Below are 19,119 nucleotides of genomic sequence, written 5' to 3'. Positions count from 1 at the left end.
TGCACGATTACATCTTTGATAAGCTATTTTGTTTGATGGCTTGGCGCTTTATAAAAGTGGCTTTCGACTAGTCGTTGAGTAATAGGATGCTCGGGATGAGTCAATACTTGGTTGGTCTCGCCAAACTCGACCACTTCACCTTCATGCATCACCATCACTTTATCAGTAATATGCTTAACAATGCCAATATGCTGAGACACGTACACAAATGACAATCCCATCTCTTCTTGCAACTCGAGGAATAAGTTAATGATCTGCGAGCGCATTGCCATATCCAAACCGTTTAACGCCTCATCAGCGACAATGATGGAAGGTTGAAGAATAAGTGCACGAGCCAAACACACGCGCTGTTTTTGACCGGCAGCTAGCATTTGTGGATAAAAATAGGCGTGCTCAGGCAGCAATCCTACGCGGAGCAAGGTGTTCTTTACACGCTGCATGCGCGCATCTGGCGGCATGTTGGTATTTCGCTTTAGCGGACCTTCTAAAATACGACCAATCTGGATACGTGGGTTTAACGATGTGTTTGGATCTTGGAAAATCATGCGGATGAGCTTGCAGCGTGTCGCGTAATCTTTGTGCTCCAATCGTTCGCCATTCACACGGATCTCTCCGGAGCTTGGTTCAACAACGCCAGCAAGCATACGAGCTAGTGTGGATTTTCCTGACCCGTTTTGACCAATAAAACCAATAGTTTGTCCTGGCTCTAAAGTAAAGCTTACCGGTTTAACTGCCTCATTAACCTGACGTTTGAACAGACGGGAGCGCGTAACAAATTGCTTCGATAAATTATCGACTTCAAGTAACGCACTCATGACTTTTTCTCCGTGTTCAATGGAAAGTGGCAGTTAAATTTATGATTCTTAATTCGTCTGGTGTGTGGAATTTCTACACATTGTTTCTGCGCATATGGGCAACGTGGTCCGAGGCGACAACCGATAGGCAGATGCTGCAATGGCGGAATCGAGCCCGGTAGGGATTGGAGTTTTTGCTTGTGTGGTACCCAATCATTAAAGTCAGGCATCGCTTTAAGCAAGGCATCGGTGTACGGGTGCTTGGGTGCCGCAATGATTTTACTGGTATCGGCAGACTCCACCGACTGACCACAATACATTACCGTAATACGTCCTGCCCACTGTGTTATGGTCGCTAAGTCGTGGCCGATAAGCAAAATGGTTGTGTTATTAAGTTGGTTCATGCGGCTCAACAGACGCAAAATTTGCGATTGAGTAATCGGGTCTAAGTCGTTGGTTGGCTCATCTGCGATCAGCAACTTTGGTTTGGTCGCTATCGCCATGGCAATCATGACTTTTTGACACTCACCATCAGTCAGTTCATAAGGGTAGCTACCCATTAAACGCTTGTGATCTTTAATACCCACTTTATGCAAAAGCGCGATGGCCTGTTTTTTACGCCATTTAAATCGCTCCCACCATTTCCCTTCAAATGCGCGAGATGGAATGGATTCAATCAATTGACGCCCGACTTCCTCTGAAGGGTCAAGACAAGTTGAAGGCTCTTGGAAAATCATCGCAATATCACGAGCAATGACGCGCCGACGCTCTTTTGGTGTAAGCTGAAGCAAGTCAATATTGCCAAGGCGCATACGGTCTGCGGTGATGCGCCAGTTATCTTTACTTACCCCGACAATCGCTTTTGCAACTAAGCTTTTCCCTGAACCAGACTCACCTACAAGACCACGAATTTCGCCTTCGTTCAAAGTTAGGCTCATTCGGTCAACGGCTTTGACCAACCCTTGAGGTGTTTCGATCTCAATGGTCAAATGTCGAATATCTAACAACGGCATTATTCGATCCCCGCATTAAGCGCTTGACGTACACCTTCACCTACTAAGTTTAGGGTAATAACAGTAAACATGATGGTCAGGCCGGGTAGGGTCACTGTCCAAGGTGCAATATAAATAAGCTCGACAGAGTCACCTAATATTGCTCCCCACTCGGTGCTTGGTGCCTGTGCGCCTAGGCCAAGAAAACCCAGTGCCGTAATATCTAAAATCGCAGCAGAGAGCGCGAGTGTGATTTCAGCGGCAATGACCGTCAGAATGTTAGGAAGAATTGAACTCCACAGTAAGTAGAAATCATTAGCGCCATCAAGGCGTGCTGCCATTATGTAGTCTTTTTCAACTTCGGTGTGGACTGCTATATAAACGGAGCGAATAAAACGCGGAATCAAAGCCAAGCAGATTGCGAGTAAAATATTGAACCCACCAAAGCCTAGAAATGCCACAAAAATGATTGCTAATAAGAGCGACGGGATCGACATGACGGTATCGAGCAAGTGGTTGAGAGTACTCGACAGTAAGCCTTTCGTCATACCTGCCAATACGCCAATTAAACAGCCTACAACGGCAGCAATTGCGGTGATGGCGACAGCAGCGCCAAATGTCAGCTGAGAGCCCATAATCAGGCGCGAAAGAATATCTCTACCTAAGTCATCGGTCCCCAAAAAGTAATCAACCGTTCCTGCTGGGGCCCATGATGGCGGCACAAGCAACTCACCTGACTGTGCTTGGGCGTCAAATGGTGCAAGTAGGGGGGCAAAAATGGTAATAAGGACGATAAACACCAAGCACCACAAGCCAAACATGGCTAGTCCGTTGGCGCGGTAGCTTCGCCAAAAACGCTCAAACTGTGTTGGAATACGCTCTTCCTGATAAACGTTATTTGTTAGCATACCATTCCTTTCGAACTAAAGGGTTAATCATCGCGCCAATCAAATCCGAGAGTATGTTAGCGGTAAGAACCAAAGTCGCAAGTACCATCACGCCAGCTTGGATAGATGCATAGTCTTGGCTTGCTAGCGCATCTAAAAGCCAACGACCAATACCTGGCCAGTTAAAAATAGACTCCGTGATGATAGCTAAGGTAATCATACTCGAAAGTTGAACACCAACTTTGGGAATGATAGGCGGTATCGCATTCCGCAATACATGTTGAGTTACGATTTCGCGGTTAGAAAGACCTTTGATTCTCGCTGCACGGATGTAGTTTTGGCTCATCACTTCCGCTACCGAGGAACGCATTAGTCCGACAACCTGGGTGGTTGGAGCCAAAGCGAGCACCAAACATGGCAGCACCATATGCTCAATAACGCTTTGCAGTGCATGAGCGCGGTATTCGCCTTTCGCCATGAATGCGTCGATAATGGCAAACCCGGTTACATGATCAATTTCGTAAAGTAAATCATACCGTCCCGCAACGGGAAAGAGTTGGTATTCCAATGAAAAGACCATGATAAGTAACAGAGCAACCCAAAAGATTGGGGCGGAATAACCAGACATTGACATGAATGAAATGCTGGTATCGAGCCATTTACCTTGCTTCATCCCAGCCACGGTTCCAAGTGGAATGCCGATCAAAAGGGACACCAAAAAGGCAAAGAAACACAATTCCAAAGTGGCTGGGAATACAACGGCGAGCTCGTCGTAAATCGCATTGCCGTTTTTACTTATGCCAAAATCGAGTTGAGAAAGGTTGATCAAGTAAGTTTGCCAGCCAGACCAAAAATCAACGTTTGCCCAGTGCGAGAGAGGGTCAAGGCGCAGCAGAGAAAAACCCACTAATGTAAGGATCATCAAAGTGATGATAAATAGGTTAAAGCGTCGAACGGTATACCAAAACATCAGTGAATTCTCTCAACTCTATCAAACGGTTGGGCATTGAAAGGGCTTGATTTGAAGCCTGTCAGCGATTTGTCGTGCACACGGAACTGCACGCCATGCGCCAGAGGAATAACCGGGAACTCTTGATTCAAAATGTTCTGTGCTTGGCGATATAGGTTCAAACGGTAACGCGGTTCTTGAGTTTCTAAAGCCAAATCGAGCAAGAAATCGAAGTCATCGTTACACCACATGGACACGTTAAGGCCAACGCGGTCAGACTCGCAAGATAATAAAGGGCGGAAAAAGTTGTCAGGATCCCCGGTATCACCAATCCAACCAGTTAAAAGTAAATCGATATCGTTGATGTTCTCCAAATCCACACGTTCAAACCTATCATCGGTAAGTAGCGTTAATTTAACCCCAATATCGGCAAAATTCGCTTGGATTAGCTCTGCGGTCTTGCGAGGGCTTGGGTTAAAAGCACGTGGTTCAAGTGGTACCCACATGGTCAATTCTAGGCCGTCTTCGTAGCCTGCATCTCGAAGTAGTGCCAATGCATAATTCCGGTCATAACGAATTTTTACGCTGTCTTTTTGATAAGCCCATGAATTAGGTGGTAGCAAGGTATAAGCTTGGGAGCCAGTTCCGTAGTAAACCGAATCTAAAATATTTTGACGGTTGATCGCTAAGTTAAGAGCTTGGCGAACTCGAGCATCACTCAGCGCGGTGGTTTCTGTGTTTATCGCAATAAAGGAAACGTTGTTAGCTGGTGTAGCCGTCAGCTCAAGGTTGTCATTTTCTTGAATGACAGGTATTTGGCTCGAAATAGGTGAAGAGAGTACGTCACACTCGTTTCTTAAAAGTTTAGCTAATGTACCCGTCCCTCTGTGAGAGATATCGAACACCACTTGTTCCATTTTTGCTGGTGACTTCCAGTAATTTGAATGACGCTCTAATCGAATCAAGTCGTTCACTTGGTACTCTTTTAATTGATAAGGGCCGGTACCGATAGGAAGTTGGTCGATTTCTTCTTTATGATCTTTTGCAGCCAATTGCTGTCCATACTCCGAAGACAAGATAACCGCATGGCTGGTGGCAATATTGGCCAAGAAAGAAAAGTTTGGCTGAGATAACGTAAACCTTACCGTATGCTCATCTATTGCAACCACGTCTTGGAGTAGGTTTTGAAAATCTAACCCTGCAAACCATGGATAAAAACCACCACCTACTTGGTGAAAAGGATGGTCTACATCGATGATTCGCTTGAAGCTAAATACCACATCTTTTGCATTCAATGGGCGAGTGGGTGTGAACCAAGGTGTGGTTTGGAATTTAACACCACGTTTAAGCTTAAACGTGTATTCCGTCCCTGATTCATTTACTGACCAACTCTCGGCGATGCTTGCCACGGGCTGATGTGATTTAGGATCGAGCGTGAGCAGCGTATCGTACAGCTGCGGGCTCAGAGCCTCTGCGGTAATACCGCTATCAATAAGCTGAGGGTTAAACGTGGTCGGCTTACCTTGTCCGCAAAACACAAAGCCAGCTTTGCGAATATCATTGTGGTCAATTTCATCGCCACAAGCGGTCAGTAGGCTAATCCCAATAAGGCTCAGCGATAATCTTATAAAAGCATTCATAATATGAAATGTTCATTGGATCTTGCTCGTTTCGTTTGATCTTACTCTTTCAAAGCTAACAAGCGAAAATGATCTCGCTAATTTATCACCTTTGTGAACTCGCTCCAAACATAAAATCCATACACTGTAAGGTGTTATGCCATAAATGCATGCGAATTAGAGCGCAGTCACGAGCTCGTGTATTGATTGAGTACTCTCGGTCAAGTTAGCTTTGTCCGACCAAACCATATTTTCTAACCATCCCTCGTAATTGGTGATAGCTCAAGCCAAGTAGCTCGGCTGCTTGTCGTTGATTAAACTTGGCTTCTTCCAACGCACGATTGAGTAAATGGATATCTTGTTCCTCTTGCCATTGTTTATAGTCTAGAGGGAATTGGATGGTGTTGCTTGATGCTTCCTCTTCTTGTTGTTCTGCTTGTGTTGCACTATGGCCAAGCGCGCTGTGCCAAACCGTTTCAAAAGGATTGAAAACCAGTTCATCAATTGGGTGAGCATTCAGACCATGTTGGTAAATCGCACGTTCAATCACGTTTTTTAGTTCGCGGACGTTACCGGGCCATTCATATTCAATAAGCGACTGCTGCGCTTTTGGCGTAAAACCGACAAAGTATTCCAGTTGCAGTTCACGACACATTTTCATCGCGTAGTGCTCTGCTAAAGAGAGAATGTCCTCTTTGCGCTCGCGAAGAGGCGGTAACATAATGACATCGAAGGCTAGCCTGTCGAGCAGATCTGCACGAAAATCACCTTGCTCTGCCAATTTTGGTAGGTCGGCATTGGTTGCACAAACAAGTCGAACATCCGCATTTAGAGCGGTATGACCGCCAACTCGCTCATATTCACCATATTCAATGACACGTAATAGCTTTTCTTGAACCCAAAGTGGTGCGGTTGCCAGTTCGTCAAGAAACAAAGTACCGCCCTCGGCACGCTCGAAACGCCCTTTATGCTTACCTTTAGAGCCCGTGAAGGAGCCGGATTCATGTCCAAACAATTCGGAATCTATTAGCCCTTCGCTTAATGTCGCACAGTTGAGTGATAGTAGTGGTTTATCCCAACGTCTTGATAAATAATGCAAACGCTGAGCGATGAGTTCTTTACCCGTACCTCGTTCACCAATGATGAGGACAGGGCGCTCAATGGGTGCAAGTTGTGATACTTTATCTAATACGGCGAGAAAAGCAGGCGATTCACCGATGAGGTTTTGCTTCATAAAATCCTTCTTATTTTCTATCTTGCCATGATTTACAGTATTGGAGTTGGTGAAATTTACCAATAGTTGGTAAAAACCATCATAGCATAACGGTATGCAACAACAACAAAATGCTTAACTTGCTGTTTATTAAGGGAAATAAAAGTTGGCACGCTACTTGTAATATCTAAATGGAGACACAAGGTGAATAACCGCCTTGTCGAGTTTTAATAGGAAAAAAGAGGAGTTCCGTTATGGGTATTTTTTCTCGTTTTGCAGATATCGTTAACTCAAACATCAGTGCATTGCTAGACAAGGCGGAAGATCCTGAAAAAATGATCCGTCTTATCATCCAAGAAATGGAAGACACACTTGTTGAAGTGCGTACTAACTCGGCTAAAGCGATTGCAGACAAGAAAGAGTTGGCTCGTAAGGTTGAAACGTTAGAAGAGCAAATTGGCGAATGGGGCCAAAAAGCGAGCTTAGCATTAGTGAAAGAGCGTGAAGATCTAGCTCGTGCAGCGTTAATTGAAAAGCAAAAGCTAGAGCAAGTGATTAAAGGCCTCCACACTGAGCAAACCTTAGTGGAAGAAACGATCGATAAGCTTACTGGCGAGATTGGTAAGTTGGAAAGCAAAATTGCCGAAACGCGCGCAAAACAGCAAGCACTAGCAATTCGTAACCAAACTGCATCTAACCGTCGTGATGTGCAAAAACACCTGCACACTAGCCGCACTAATGAAGCGATGGCGAAATTTGAGCAGTACTCACGTAAAGTGGATGAAATGGAAGCGGAAGCAGACCTGTATGCTCAAACTGGTAATGCTAAATCGCTAGAACAAGAGTTTGCAGAGTTGCAGGCACAAGACGAAATTGAAAAAGAGTTGGCAAAACTGAAAGAACAGATGTCATCGAAAGATAAATAAGAAAGGAGCCATTTATGTCGGCATTTTTTATAGCAGGACCAGTGATTGTCTTTTTAATCTTTGTCGCTCCACTATGGCTCTTCTTACACTATCGCAGCAAACGCAAAACAGATAGTGCACTGTCGAGCCAAGATTTAGAGCGCCTTCAGGTACTATCTGAAAAAGCGGAAGCGATGCAGTCCCGAGTTGATACATTGGAGCGCATCTTGGATGCTGAGTCACCAACATGGAGACGAAAGTATGAATAATCGAGAACTGTATCGTGACCCAGTAAATGGCAAAATCTCCGGTGTTTGCGCCGGAATTGCCAACTACTTTGGTGCAGAAGTTTGGTTGATTCGTATTGTAGTGATTTCTGCAGCGCTGTTAGGTGGTACGTTTTTGGTATTGTTAGCGTACATCGCGATGGCGTTTATGTTAGAAAAGCAACCAGTAACGTATTCTGAAAATATCAGAGCGCAGCAAGAGCATACGCTCAAAAGTAAGCCTTGGCAGAAAGGGCAAAGCCCTGATCAACTGCTCAGTGTGTTGGAAAGGGATTTTGACCGTCTTGATGTCAAAATTCGTAACATGGAAGCTTATGTTACGTCTGATACATATAGGGTGAACAGAGAATTCAGTAAGCTCTAGGCATTTTGTATCCAAAGAAGATTTAACTGAAGCAGGCATAAAGCCTGCTTTTTTATCACAAATTACTAATTTTAAAGCACTATTAATCTTTTCCGCTCTGGAAGTTCGTTCAAAATTCATCTACTTTAAAAATAATCCCCCAATTTTTATGGATGAATGTAATGAGAAGATTGCTCATTCCTATTGCCATCTCGGCTGTCTTGTCGGGGTGCGGTAAAGAACTTCCTCCTGTTCCTGAACCTGAATCGCGCCCTGCGAAGCTATTTACAGTATCTGTTGGCAATGCCCAGTTTGAGCGACATTTTCCTGCCACGACGGAAGCTGGCGATAGAGCAGTACTGACATTTCGAGTTCCTGGGCTTCTTCAAACGATAGAAGTGAATGAAGGTCAAGTCGTCAGTAAAGGTGATGTTTTGGCGTCATTAAACCCAGATGAATATTCTCTGCTCGAACAGCAAGCTCGGGCAAATTTTTTGCTCGCAGATGTGCAATACAAGCGATACCAAAAGCTACGTAAAGACCAAGTAGTATCTGAGCAAGATTTTGATGAGGCAAAAGCGAACCACAACTCGGCAAAAGCTCAATGGAATCAAGCAAAGGCAAACTTAAGGTATACCAAACTTGTCGCGCCATATGATGGAACCATTTCGTACATTCCAGCAGAAAACCATGAATATGTTGCCGCGAAAGAAGGGGTGATGAATATTCAGTCCAACCAACTCCTCAAAGTGATATTCCAAATCCCAGACTATCTTCTAAATCGTTACACGCAGGGGAGCGATGTCTCTGCCAGAATGATATTTGATGCGTTCCCCGAGCGAGCCTTTGATTTAACCTTTCAGGAAATCGATACAGAGGCCGATCCTAAAACGGGCAGTTACAAAGTCACGATGGTCATGGAGCGACCAGCAGAAATAGGCCTTTTGCCGGGAATGTCTGGCAATGCTTACCTCCTGTCCAAAAGTGCAGGAGCGACAAAGATTCCTAACTCCGCGTTGCTAGAAGAGAACGGCAAAACATACGTTTGGCGTGTCGATGAGCAAGGCATTGTGTCCAAAGCCGCAATTGAGATGAATGACAAAAATCAAGTGTTAGCTGGGCTTAACGATGGCGACCAAATCATTATCTCGGGTGTCAGTGTAATTGAACCCGGAATTAAGGTAAGAGCGTGGATTAAGGAAAGAGGGTTGTAATATGAAAGGAATCATCTCTCTAGCGACTTTACTTTCAACGCTTTTTCTCGTTGGCTGTGGGGATAAGGCGCCAGAAAAAGAGCTCGAAACGCCACGAGTTAGAGTTACGTCATTAGCGGGAAGCAAGGTGGATGACAACTTGTACTTCCCTGCGGTTGCGAATGCAGCGGATCGCTCTCATTTGAGCTTCAGAGTGGCAGGAGAAGTCAGCAGCATCATGGTAAAAGAGGGCGACAAAGTCACGAAGGGTGATGTTATTGCAACACTAGATCCCACTGACTATGAGTTGGATGTAGATAATGCGAGTGCGCGTTTTTCTGTTGTCGACAGTCAGTATCGCCGCTCACGCCCTTTGGTCGATAAAGGCCTATTAGCTAAGTCTCAGTTTGATGAAATTGCAGCACAACGACAAATCGCCTTAGCTGAGCTTCAGTTAGCCAAACTTCGTCTATCATTTACTGCCTTAAAAGCGCCCGTGGATGGGATTATTTCGCGAGTTAATATCGACCAATTCGAAAATGTTCAAGTCGGACAGCATATCGTTAATATTCACAGCTTGGAGCGAGTCGAAGTGTTGATTCAGCTTCCTGACCGACTCTATGTGAACCAACCGCCAACGGAAGAAAGGCTTACCGCGATCAAAGCATTAGTGCGCGTGCCCAGTGGTAACGAATATAACGCGACGGTAAAAGAATTTACAACCGAACCCGACCCAACAACAGGTACGTTTACTGTCACACTGTCGCTTCCTATGCCGGAAGAAGAGTACATCCTAGATGGGATGGCTGTTGAAGTAACGTCTAAAGACGAGAATGTTGGGCTTGATCTCAACCTAGGAATTAATGTCCCTATCGAAGCCATTTTTAATGCGGATGGTGACGAGCTGGGGCGCGAAAACAAATTTGTTTGGGTACTGAATGACGACAATACGGTATCGCGCAAACAGGTGCGAGCAGGTAAGGCATCTAAAACGTCCATTCAAATCCTTGATGGTCTCATGCTCAAAGACAAAGTTGTGATTGCCGGTGTTTCTCGATTAAGGGATGGCATGAAAGTGGAAGTGATACAGGAAATGGCTACGCAGGAGGCCGGTCTATGAGCGATCTTAATAAATCAGCGCCTCAAAGTGATGATGATGTGACCGGTATTGCTGCGTACTTCATCCGAAATCGCGTCATCAGTTGGATGTTCGCACTGATATTTTTGATTGGTGGTATCGCCGCATTCTTTGGTTTAGGGCGTCTTGAGGACCCTGCTTTTACTATTAAAGATGCGATGGTAGTGACCTCTTACCCTGGTGCGACACCGCAACAAGTCGAAGAAGAAGTGACGTACCCAATCGAAAAAGCGATTCAGCAGCTTACTTATGTTGATGAAGTAAATTCGATTTCTAGCCGAGGCTTATCTCAAATCACGGTCACGATGAAGAACAATTATGGCCCTGATGATCTACCACAAATTTGGGATGAGTTGCGCCGTAAAGTGAACGACCTTAAAGGGACGTTGCCTCCAGGTGTGAATGAACCTCAAGTGATCGATGATTTTGGTGATGTTTACGGGATTTTGTTAGCGGTGACTGGCGACGGTTATAGCTATAAAGAGCTACTGGATTACGTCGATTACTTACGCCGAGAGCTCGAACTGGTTGATGGTGTGAGTAAAGTTTCGGTATCCGGGCAACAGCAAGAACAAGTTTTCATCGAAGTATCGATGAAAAAGCTGAGCAGTATAGGTCTTGCTCCGGATACCGTGTTTAATCTTCTTTCGACGCAAAACGTGGTTTCTGACGCAGGAGCGATCAGAATTGGTGACGAGTACATCAGAATTCAGCCGACTGGCGAGTTCCAGAGTGTGGAGGAGCTGGGTGATTTGTTGATTACTGAGTCGGGTGCTCAGGGGCTCATCTTCTTGAAAGATGTGGCGGAAATAAAACGCGGGTATGTAGAAGTCCCGAATAATATTATTAATTTTAACGGCAGCCTCGCACTAAACGTGGGTGTTTCTTTTGCTGAAGGCGTCAACGTCGTTGAAGTCGGAAAAGCGTTTGATCATCGCCTTGCAGAGCTAAAGTACCAACAACCTGTTGGTATCGAAATCTCGGAAATTTACAGTCAGCCTAAAGAGGTGGATAAATCGGTTAGCGGTTTTGTTGTCAGCTTGGCTCAAGCTGTCGGTATCGTCATTATCGTACTTCTGTTCTTTATGGGGCTACGTTCAGGTCTGCTTATCGGTTTAATTTTACTGCTGACGGTGTTAGGTACGTTCATTTTCATGAAGTATCTCGCGATAGATTTGCAGCGGATTTCATTAGGTGCCTTGGTTATCGCGTTAGGTATGTTGGTGGACAATGCAATCGTCGTGGTTGAGGGGATTTTGATTGGTACGCAAAAAGGGCGAACTCGACTCCAAGCGGCGACTGACATCGTTACCCAAACCAAGTGGCCATTACTTGGGGCAACTGTGATTGCGGTAACTGCATTTGCGCCCATTGGACTGTCTGAAGACTCGACGGGCGAATACTGTGGCACTTTATTTACGGTTCTGCTGATCTCTTTAATGTTGAGCTGGTTTACCGCTATCTCGTTGACACCATTCTTTGCTGACATCTTCTTTAAAGGCCAGAAGATTAAACAAGGTGAAGGGGAAGAAAATGATCCATATAACGGGGTTATTTTCGTTATTTATAAAAAGTTTCTTCAGTTTTGTATGCGTCGTGCTTGGTTTACCGTTGTGGTGCTGATTGCGGGATTAGCGGCAAGTGTTTACGGGTTCACCTTTGTGAAGCAAGCGTTTTTCCCATCTTCGACAACGCCGATTTTTCAGTTAGATGTATGGATGCCAGAAGGAACTGATATTCGAGCAACTAACACAACGCTTAAAGAGTTAGAAAGTTGGTTAGCTAAGCAAGAGCATGTTGACCATATCACGACGACCGCGGGTAAAGGCTTACAGCGCTTCATGTTAACGTACGCGCCAGAGAAAAGTTATGCGGCTTATGGTGAGATAACCACTCGTATGGAAAATTACGAAGCGTTAAAACCATTAATGGCGAAGTTTCGAGAGTATTTAAAAGCCAACTACCCAGAAATCAATTACAAGCTCAAACAGATTGAGTTAGGCCCTGGTGGTGGTGCAAAAATTGAAGCTCGCATTATTGGCTCAGATCCAACCGCCCTTCGCACGATAGCCGCTCAGGTCAAGGACATCATGTACGCCGACCCTCAGGCAACAAATATCAGGCATGATTGGCGTGAACGAACCCAAGTTCTTGAACCTCAGTTTAACGAGAGTCAGGCACGTCGCTATGGCATTACCAAATCGGACGTCGATGATTTCTTGTCCATGTCATTCTCTGGAATGACGATAGGCTTATACCGAGACGGCACGACGCTCATGCCTATCGTGGCTCGTTTACCAGAAGATGAGCGCATTGATATTCGTAACATCGAAGGCATGAAAATATGGAGTCCAGCACAGAGTGAGTTTATTCCACTTCAACAAGTCACAATGGGTTACGACATGCGTTGGGAGGATCCTATTATTGTGCGTAAGAACCGTAAGCGTATGCTCACTGTGATGGCAGACCCTGATATTCTAGGTGAAGAAACCGCATCGACGTTGCAAAAACGTTTACAGCCCCAAATCGAAGCGATTCAAATGCCTCCTGGCTATTCACTAGAGTGGGGTGGTGAATACGAATCTTCTGGTGATGCTCAAGAGTCGCTGTTTACTACCATGCCAATGGGGTACTTGTTCATGTTCTTGATCACTGTATTCCTATTTAACTCTATCAAAGAACCACTCATTGTTTGGCTTACCGTGCCGCTGGCGTTAATTGGTGTCACCACCGGTTTGTTGGCACTCAACACGCCGTTTGGCTTTATGGCATTGCTCGGCTTCTTAAGCTTATCGGGAATGGTGCTCAAAAATGGCATCGTATTACTTGACCAAATTGAAATTGAAATGAAGTCCGGTAAAGAGGCTTATGACGCGGTCGTTGATGCTGCGGTGAGTCGCGTCCGTCCCGTTTGTATGGCAGCTATCACGACGATCCTTGGTATGATCCCACTGTTGCCAGATATTTTCTTCAAACCAATGGCGGTTACGATTATGTTTGGTTTGGGTTTTGCGACAGTCCTGACACTGATTGTCGTGCCAGTGTTGTATCGTTTGTTCCATAAAGTGGCAGTACCGAAACAGGCTTAGTGCTACTGATATAACGATGAAAAATATCGCGCCTCTAGCTCATCAGTTAGAGGCGCTTTTTAAGGAAGAATAATGACAGAACAAAAAACGTGTGCGTGGGCGATGAATCACCCATTAGAGCGCGAATATCATGATTCCGAATGGGGCGTGCCAGTATATGACGACCAAGTCCTGTTTGAATTTATTACTTTGGAAGGTGCGCAAGCTGGTCTTAGTTGGATCACCATCCTTAAAAAGCGCGAAGGTTACAGAGAAGCGTTCGAGAATTACGATCTAGATGCGTTGGAACAAAGAAATGAAGAACGCGCTGAATACATCGTGGAAAACTTCGATGTTGTGAGACATCGCGGAAAGATTAACTCGGTATTCAGTAATGCCAAAGCGGCCAAAGCGTTAATTGCTGAGTACGGGAGTTTATCAGACGCGTTGTGGCAGTTCGTGGACGGTGAACCAATCGTCAATCAATGGCAACATATGAGTGACGTACCAGCTTCGACAGAGCAATCCAAAGCCATGAGTAAATTCCTAAAAAAGAAAGGCTTCAAGTTTGTCGGTGAAACCATCTGTTATGCTTTCATGCAAGCCGTCGGCATGGTGGATGACCATATCGTTGGATGTCCTAAAAAGCAGAATAAGTGACGTTTGGCTATTAAGCTAATGTTGTTAGTTCTGGCTATCATGAATACGTTCCAAAGCTTCGATTCGACGCCATTGAGTGGCATCGAAGCTTTGTTTTCTTAAAGCAATGATTTCTGCCTGTTTTTCGTCTTGCCCTAGAAAATCCCTATTCAGAATATTTTGACGCTGCTTTAAGTAAGTGGCGAGTTGAGTTTTAAATGATGCTCTTTGCTCATCAAGCTTTTGCAGCCTCTGCGCTCCGGCATCTCCTACCAGAGCAACACGGGCGATGTACTTGTCTTGTGAATCAAGCTGAGAAGCTTGCTCGAGCTGCTCTGCTAATGCGTTATTGCGTTCACTTTCTCGTATGTAATCCGGTTGTTCTGATAACGCTTGATTGAGAAGGTGTGCTTGACTCTCGATATCCGATGCCTGTGTTTTAATCGTCAGCTTTTCTAAAGCAAGTTGGCGAAGTCGGTTTTCTTCGTCAAACAATTGGGTTATCTGCACCTCGTTAAAGTATTGAAGCTGTAAGTTCAGTATTGCTTCATTCAGCATGGTTAACTGTTCAAGCGTTAGGTGGTTGTGCTCAAAAGGCTCTAATGCAGTGAGTGCTTGCTTGTAGGAAAGGTAGGCTTGAAAAAGTGTGGCATCAATATTCAGAGTTTGCTTTGCTAAAGTGTCATCATTGACTTCCGCTTTGATCGTATCGAGATCTTCTTCGCCCAGCCGGCTAAGAGAATATTCGAAGAAATCTTTTGGAGAAGAGACATCGGCGGCTATATCTTGCTGAGATGGCGAATGGTTAGAGGTTATCTCTTGTTGTTTGTCGCTTTGCAACAGAGAAAGCGCTCCCACGCCAAATATCGAGAGCAGGATAAAAGTGGTGAGAGCGACTTTCTTCATTGTGATGACCTCTTATAAACCTTGAAGTTTGAGACGATTTGCATGTTGGCGATAAAGCGTGACTGGATCGGTTTCAAAAAGATGATGAATACCGAGTAGACCGTTAATTTCATCCAAATGGTTCATTTGATAATCATCACGTATGACTTTGCCTAAATGTGTGCTGCACGCACCAACTAAGCCATCATTCGGCCCATCAAAGGCTAAGCCAAGTACCATCATGGCAGCGTCAGTCGGATCGAAAACGTTTGTAAAAGTGGATGATCCGGTCCATGAGTAGTAATAAACGCCATTTGAAGCTAGCAAGTCGCCATTACCACATTCACTGGTAGGGACTCCCTCCGGGTAGTGTTGGTTAAACGCTAATGATCCTTCCGTGGTTAATGCTGCTAGTGAGGCTAAAGGGTCTTGGTCGAGATCAGAACCACCTGATAGAAGATTAATAAGAGTAGTTAAGCCTTGCGCCAGTTTTACCGCGAGCTGCTCACTACCCGAACCCTCAGATACGGTGCCACGAACTAAATCTGCCACTTTAGACCCTTTATTAACGCCTCCTATACTCGTAACTGATGCGACTAGGTCAGGACGGACAGAGGCAACATAGCGCGTTGTTGGACCACCATGACTGTGACCAATGAGATTGACTTTCTCTGCGCCTATTGCTGCAAGTAAGGTTTCTACTTGAGCAAGCAGTTGCTCCCCTCGAACTTCGCTGCTATTGGTCGCGGATACCTGTGCAACATAAACCGTAGCGCCATCTTTTGTTAAGGAATGTGGTATTCCGAAAAAGTAATCAACGCCTGCCAGGGTATCAAAACCAAACAAACCGTGAACCAGAACAATCGGATACTTGGTTTGGGTATAACCTGTTGCAGCGTATACGGAGGTTATTGGGACGGTAACTAAGGTAAAAAGCATTAGCGCTATAAATTTGAGTTTCAAAACTATCTCCTTGTGGTATGACCTCTTATGAATGATAAAAAGTAGGAGAGAAACTCTAAATTTGAAAAGCCTATTTATGGCACATTATTTCATTCTGTGACTGCTCAATTGAAAAACAACACAAATGATTAACATCAATTAATGGTTCGGGTGAATGTTAGTTAATTCTAATTAAGTCAGGGGTTTATAAAAGCGCCCCGCAATGCAGGGCGATTCAATCATTGTTATAGGGAGACTTCTTTTTCAAGCATTAAGGCGTTATAACGCGCAAAACCAGCCTCTAAATCAGCGATCAAGTCATTTACGTCTTCTAAGCCAATATGAATACGAACCAAAGTACCTTCAAAGTGTGGGTGAGCTACGGTTCTCAGGCTGTTAAAGCTCTTAGGTTCGTTAGCTAGAATGAGGCTTTCATAACCGCCCCAAGAGTAACCCATACTGAAGTGTTTCATACCATCAAGCAGAGCCGTCGTCGCTTTTGGATAAGACGTTTTGAGAACAAATGAAAACAAGCCGTTTCCACCTGTGAAGTCTCGTTTGAAAAACTCATGGCCAGGGCTTGTTTCTAAAGCTGGATGGCGGACATGATCAACTTCTGGGCGAGAAGCGAGCCACTGAGCGACTTTTAAACTGCTTTCTGCGTGCTGTCTTAGGCGAACATCCAACGTGCGAATACCTCGAAGACCTAGGTATGCGTCGTCAGGAGAAACGCACTGACCCATCAGGTAGCTTTGTTCACGAAGCTGATCCCAATACTTTTCAGAAGCCACAGCAGTACCTAGCATGACATCTGAATGTCCAACGATATACTTAGTCGCCGCTTGAATGGAAATGTCTACGCCATGCTCGAAAGGAGAGAAGTTCACGCCAGCTCCCCATGTGTTGTCAAGCATCACAATGATATCTTGCTCGTGGGCAATGCGCGCTAATGTAGGTACATCTTGGACTTCCATGGTTATTGAACCAGGAGATTCCAAGAAAAGGACTTTGGTATTCGGCTGAATCAAGTCTCGGATACCTTCACCGATCATTGGGTCATAATAGGTGGTTTCGATGCCCATCTTTTTCATGATGGTGTTACAAAAGTCACGAGTTGGTTCGTAACAAGTGTCCACCATTAGAATGTGATCGCCAGTTTCAACGAAAGAGAGGATGGCATTTGAAATTGCTGCCGTTCCACAAGGGTAAAGCGCGCAACCAGCTCCACCTTCAATCTCAACCATTGCGTCTTGGAAAGCAAAGTGCGTGTTGGTGCCTCGGCGACCATAAAACAACGTTTTGTTTGCACGATTAATGGTGGCTTGGTTCTTTTCTGCAACTGTATTGAATACCACAGTTGAAGCGCGTTGAACGGGTGGGTTTACAACACCATTTGTCCACTTTTTATCGCGGCCAGCGGTAATGAGTTTGGTTTTTTTTCCCTCTGACATAAAAGTTCCCTGTCTTAAATATTGCGGTTTGGAATATTTAAAACATGGACGACGTAGGTTATGCAAGGGAAAAGTCAACTATCAGCCAATAACAGCCAAGATGAACAGGTAATGATGTCGAGAGGTATCGTGTAGATAGGGAGCTAAAAGAACAAACCTCCAGCAGGATGCATGTAGCGCTGGAGGTTTTTTAGCCTGTGTATTTGAGGTATTAGAGGAGTGGGTTGAAGAGATAGAACACTCGCTCTAAGAACCGAGAAAATAGGCTCCTTTTCTCCCATTCTTCCAATACAACAGTGTGAGATTGCTTAATATAGCTATCTTGTAACCAAGACATTTGCTTGGTGAACTCTTCGTCATCAACGGCGAGGGTCACTTCGAAGTTCAGCCACAAGCTGCGCATATCCATGTTTACGGTGCCAACTAAACAGAATTGGTCGTCAATTACGACAGATTTTGTATGCAGTAAACCACCATAAAACTCATAAATCTTGACCCCTGCACTCAAGAGCTCACTATAAAAAGCGCGTGACGCCCATTGCACCATCATAGAGTCATTTTTATGGGGAATAATGAGTTCAACGTCAATGCCTCGTTGTGCTGTCATCTTTAACGTTTCGAGTAAATCAGCATTGGGCACGAAATATGGTGTTGTGATTCGTACCGAGCGATTGGCTTGGTTTATTGCCAATGTTAATACTTGATAGATCAGATATTCCGGCATACCTGGGCCAGAAGGCACAACCTGAATAGGGTGTTGGAATTCACTCTCATCGATCTTGCATTCAGGTAGTCTTGGTAAATGACGCTCGCCAGTTTCGACTTCCCAATCCCAACAGTGGATGGCACTCAATACGTTTACCGTTGGTCCTGTAATGCGAACCATGATATCCACCCAATGCCCGACGCCACTGTTTTGCTTGAAGTAAGCCGGGTCAACCAAGTTCATTGAACCTGTATAAGCAATTTCATCATCAATTACGATGATCTTGCGATGTTGGCGAAGATCAAGACGACGTAAGAAAATACGCCACATCTTCACTTCTAGCGCTTGAATAACTTCAATTCCAGCATCCTGCATCATTCGATACCAAGGGCTTCTGAAAAAACGCGGACTACCTGCTGAATCGAGCAATAGCTTGACATCTACGCCGCGTTTAGCCGCTTGGATAAGTGCAGAAGCGACAGAGTCAGCCAAACCACCTGGATGCCAAATGTAGAATACCATTCGAATACTGCTCTGCGCGTTTTCGATGTCTTCAATAATGGAATGCAAAATCTCATTAGGTGACTGTTGCAGCGACAATGTATTACCGCTCAATGCGGGAAGACCAAGGCGGTTGTTACAAAGTTCATCAATTCGGTAGATGTGCCTTCCCATCGTTTCTGGGTTGTGCGCGTTACAGTCGTTCAACTGACTGAACCACTTCTCGAATGGTGTAAACATCTCTTTCGCACGTTCGGCTCGCTTTCTGCCTAAGTTCAGTTCACCGAAGAGGAAATAACATGCGACACCCAGAACGGGAAGGATATAAATGATCATTAGCCAAGCTAAAGACACGCTCACTGCACGGCGCTTTAAAACGACACGAATGGTCACACCTGCGACCAGTAACCAATATAGCCCGATGCCAGCTAAAGTAAGAAAGTGATAAAACTTGTCCATATACGCTCAGAGTAATATGCCCTTCTAGGATATTAAGCATAAAAGTGGGTTGGGGGAATAGATTTCCCATTCAGACGTGGGATTGACCTTATATGAGGAACGAATTTCATAACAGCTGATTCTGTTATTTTAATGTGAAAAATAAGGT

Annotated in this window: 17 protein-coding genes; 7 read left to right on the top strand and 10 right to left on the bottom strand. The window is 44.9% G+C overall.

Going from position 1 to position 19,119, the window contains the following annotated elements; all coding sequences use genetic code 11:
• Nucleotides 1-23: 23 nt before the first annotated feature.
• From KJB35_RS07420 to pspF, 6 genes are all read right to left on the bottom strand, one after another.
• Nucleotides 24-815, bottom strand: coding sequence for an ATP-binding cassette domain-containing protein (locus KJB35_RS07420; protein WP_005393308.1), 792 nt, complete (start codon nt 813-815; stop codon nt 24-26).
• Nucleotides 812-1,807, bottom strand: coding sequence for an oligopeptide/dipeptide ABC transporter ATP-binding protein (locus KJB35_RS07415; RefSeq protein WP_005378126.1), 996 nt, complete (start codon nt 1,805-1,807; stop codon nt 812-814). The genes KJB35_RS07420 and KJB35_RS07415 overlap by 4 nt, the downstream gene beginning before the upstream one ends.
• Nucleotides 1,807-2,694, bottom strand: coding sequence for an ABC transporter permease subunit (locus KJB35_RS07410; RefSeq protein WP_005378123.1), 888 nt, complete (start codon nt 2,692-2,694; stop codon nt 1,807-1,809). Before KJB35_RS07410 ends, KJB35_RS07415 begins: the two co-directional genes overlap by 1 nt.
• The gene (locus KJB35_RS07405; protein WP_005378122.1) at nt 2,681-3,643 is read right to left on the bottom strand and encodes an ABC transporter permease subunit; all 963 of its coding nucleotides are present in this window, start codon (nt 3,641-3,643) and stop codon (nt 2,681-2,683) included. Before KJB35_RS07405 ends, KJB35_RS07410 begins: the two co-directional genes overlap by 14 nt.
• Nucleotides 3,643-5,262: an ABC transporter substrate-binding protein SapA gene (gene sapA, locus KJB35_RS07400; protein ID WP_065274377.1), complete on the bottom strand. Its 1,620-nt coding sequence runs from the start codon at nt 5,260-5,262 to the stop codon at nt 3,643-3,645. Before sapA ends, KJB35_RS07405 begins: the two co-directional genes overlap by 1 nt.
• A gap of 205 nt (nt 5,263-5,467) precedes the next feature.
• Entirely contained in the window at nt 5,468-6,475 is a 1,008-nt protein-coding gene (gene pspF / locus KJB35_RS07395; RefSeq protein ID WP_213907829.1) for a phage shock protein operon transcriptional activator, read from the bottom strand.
• 233 nt (nt 6,476-6,708) lie between these two features.
• Here pspF and pspA point away from each other — a divergent pair, with 233 nt between their 5' ends.
• The 7 genes from pspA (at nt 6,709) to KJB35_RS07360 (ending at nt 14,048) form a co-directional block, all read left to right on the top strand.
• Nucleotides 6,709-7,380 (top strand): phage shock protein PspA, encoded by a 672-nt coding sequence (gene pspA / locus KJB35_RS07390; protein WP_005378119.1) that lies wholly within the window; start codon nt 6,709-6,711, stop codon nt 7,378-7,380.
• A 14-nt stretch (nt 7,381-7,394) separates the two neighbouring features.
• Nucleotides 7,395-7,628 carry an envelope stress response membrane protein PspB gene (pspB, locus tag KJB35_RS07385; protein WP_005378117.1) on the top strand — a complete coding sequence of 78 codons (234 nt, stop codon included), beginning with the start codon at nt 7,395-7,397 and terminating at the stop codon, nt 7,626-7,628.
• Nucleotides 7,621-8,010, top strand: coding sequence for an envelope stress response membrane protein PspC (gene pspC, locus KJB35_RS07380; protein ID WP_017820868.1), 390 nt, complete (start codon nt 7,621-7,623; stop codon nt 8,008-8,010). Before pspB ends, pspC begins: the two co-directional genes overlap by 8 nt.
• Before the next feature lie 161 nt (nt 8,011-8,171).
• Nucleotides 8,172-9,203, top strand: coding sequence for an efflux RND transporter periplasmic adaptor subunit (locus KJB35_RS07375; RefSeq protein ID WP_213907831.1), 1,032 nt, complete (start codon nt 8,172-8,174; stop codon nt 9,201-9,203).
• A gap of 1 nt (nt 9,204) precedes the next feature.
• Nucleotides 9,205-10,302: an efflux RND transporter periplasmic adaptor subunit gene (locus KJB35_RS07370; RefSeq protein WP_205460897.1), complete on the top strand. Its 1,098-nt coding sequence runs from the start codon at nt 9,205-9,207 to the stop codon at nt 10,300-10,302.
• Nucleotides 10,299-13,409: an efflux RND transporter permease subunit gene (gene vmeI, locus KJB35_RS07365; protein ID WP_213907832.1), complete on the top strand. Its 3,111-nt coding sequence runs from the start codon at nt 10,299-10,301 to the stop codon at nt 13,407-13,409. The genes KJB35_RS07370 and vmeI overlap by 4 nt, the downstream gene beginning before the upstream one ends.
• A gap of 72 nt (nt 13,410-13,481) precedes the next feature.
• On the top strand, nt 13,482-14,048 hold the full coding sequence (locus tag KJB35_RS07360) for a DNA-3-methyladenine glycosylase I (protein ID WP_005378109.1): 567 nt from the start codon (nt 13,482-13,484) through the stop codon (nt 14,046-14,048).
• Between the two features lie 24 nt (nt 14,049-14,072).
• Here KJB35_RS07360 and KJB35_RS07355 read toward each other — a convergent pair whose 3' ends face one another.
• The 4 genes from KJB35_RS07355 to cls all read right to left on the bottom strand — a co-directional run bounded on the left by KJB35_RS07355 (nt 14,073) and on the right by cls (nt 18,971).
• The gene (locus tag KJB35_RS07355; protein WP_213907834.1) at nt 14,073-14,933 is read right to left on the bottom strand and encodes a lipase secretion chaperone; all 861 of its coding nucleotides are present in this window, start codon (nt 14,931-14,933) and stop codon (nt 14,073-14,075) included.
• A 12-nt stretch (nt 14,934-14,945) separates the two neighbouring features.
• Complete coding sequence (locus tag KJB35_RS07350; RefSeq protein ID WP_054574033.1) at nt 14,946-15,851, bottom strand: triacylglycerol lipase; 906 nt, start codon at nt 15,849-15,851, stop codon at nt 14,946-14,948.
• Nucleotides 15,852-16,099: 248 nt separating this feature from the next.
• Entirely contained in the window at nt 16,100-17,305 is a 1,206-nt protein-coding gene (locus KJB35_RS07345) for a cystathionine beta-lyase (protein ID WP_017820862.1), read from the bottom strand.
• A 211-nt stretch (nt 17,306-17,516) separates the two neighbouring features.
• Nucleotides 17,517-18,971, bottom strand: coding sequence for a cardiolipin synthase (gene cls / locus KJB35_RS07340; protein WP_005378105.1), 1,455 nt, complete (start codon nt 18,969-18,971; stop codon nt 17,517-17,519).
• Nucleotides 18,972-19,119 lie beyond the last annotated feature (148 nt).

This window comes from Vibrio sp. D431a (genome assembly GCF_030248655.1).
Lineage (GTDB): Bacteria > Pseudomonadota > Gammaproteobacteria > Enterobacterales > Vibrionaceae > Vibrio > Vibrio alginolyticus.
This window is presented reverse-complemented; position numbering and strand designations above follow the sequence as displayed.

Bases quoted from the DNA above. Each gene is read 5' to 3' on its own strand.
- KJB35_RS07420 (WP_005393308.1), bottom strand. From the start codon at position 815: ATGAGTGCGTTACTTGAAGTCGATAATTTATCGAAGCAATTTGTTACG.
- KJB35_RS07415 (WP_005378126.1), bottom strand. From the start codon at position 1,807: ATGCCGTTGTTAGATATTCGACATTTGACCATTGAGATCGAAACACCT.
- KJB35_RS07410 (WP_005378123.1), bottom strand. From the start codon at position 2,694: ATGCTAACAAATAACGTTTATCAGGAAGAGCGTATTCCAACACAGTTT.
- KJB35_RS07405 (WP_005378122.1), bottom strand. From the start codon at position 3,643: ATGTTTTGGTATACCGTTCGACGCTTTAACCTATTTATCATCACTTTG.
- sapA (WP_065274377.1), bottom strand. From the start codon at position 5,262: ATGAATGCTTTTATAAGATTATCGCTGAGCCTTATTGGGATTAGCCTA.
- pspF (WP_213907829.1), bottom strand. From the start codon at position 6,475: ATGAAGCAAAACCTCATCGGTGAATCGCCTGCTTTTCTCGCCGTATTA.
- pspA (WP_005378119.1), top strand. From the start codon at position 6,709: ATGGGTATTTTTTCTCGTTTTGCAGATATCGTTAACTCAAACATCAGT.
- pspB (WP_005378117.1), top strand. From the start codon at position 7,395: ATGTCGGCATTTTTTATAGCAGGACCAGTGATTGTCTTTTTAATCTTT.
- pspC (WP_017820868.1), top strand. From the start codon at position 7,621: ATGAATAATCGAGAACTGTATCGTGACCCAGTAAATGGCAAAATCTCC.
- KJB35_RS07375 (WP_213907831.1), top strand. From the start codon at position 8,172: ATGAGAAGATTGCTCATTCCTATTGCCATCTCGGCTGTCTTGTCGGGG.
- KJB35_RS07370 (WP_205460897.1), top strand. From the start codon at position 9,205: ATGAAAGGAATCATCTCTCTAGCGACTTTACTTTCAACGCTTTTTCTC.
- vmeI (WP_213907832.1), top strand. From the start codon at position 10,299: ATGAGCGATCTTAATAAATCAGCGCCTCAAAGTGATGATGATGTGACC.
- KJB35_RS07360 (WP_005378109.1), top strand. From the start codon at position 13,482: ATGACAGAACAAAAAACGTGTGCGTGGGCGATGAATCACCCATTAGAG.
- KJB35_RS07355 (WP_213907834.1), bottom strand. From the start codon at position 14,933: ATGAAGAAAGTCGCTCTCACCACTTTTATCCTGCTCTCGATATTTGGC.
- KJB35_RS07350 (WP_054574033.1), bottom strand. From the start codon at position 15,851: ATGCTTTTTACCTTAGTTACCGTCCCAATAACCTCCGTATACGCTGCA.
- KJB35_RS07345 (WP_017820862.1), bottom strand. From the start codon at position 17,305: ATGTCAGAGGGAAAAAAAACCAAACTCATTACCGCTGGCCGCGATAAA.
- cls (WP_005378105.1), bottom strand. From the start codon at position 18,971: ATGGACAAGTTTTATCACTTTCTTACTTTAGCTGGCATCGGGCTATAT.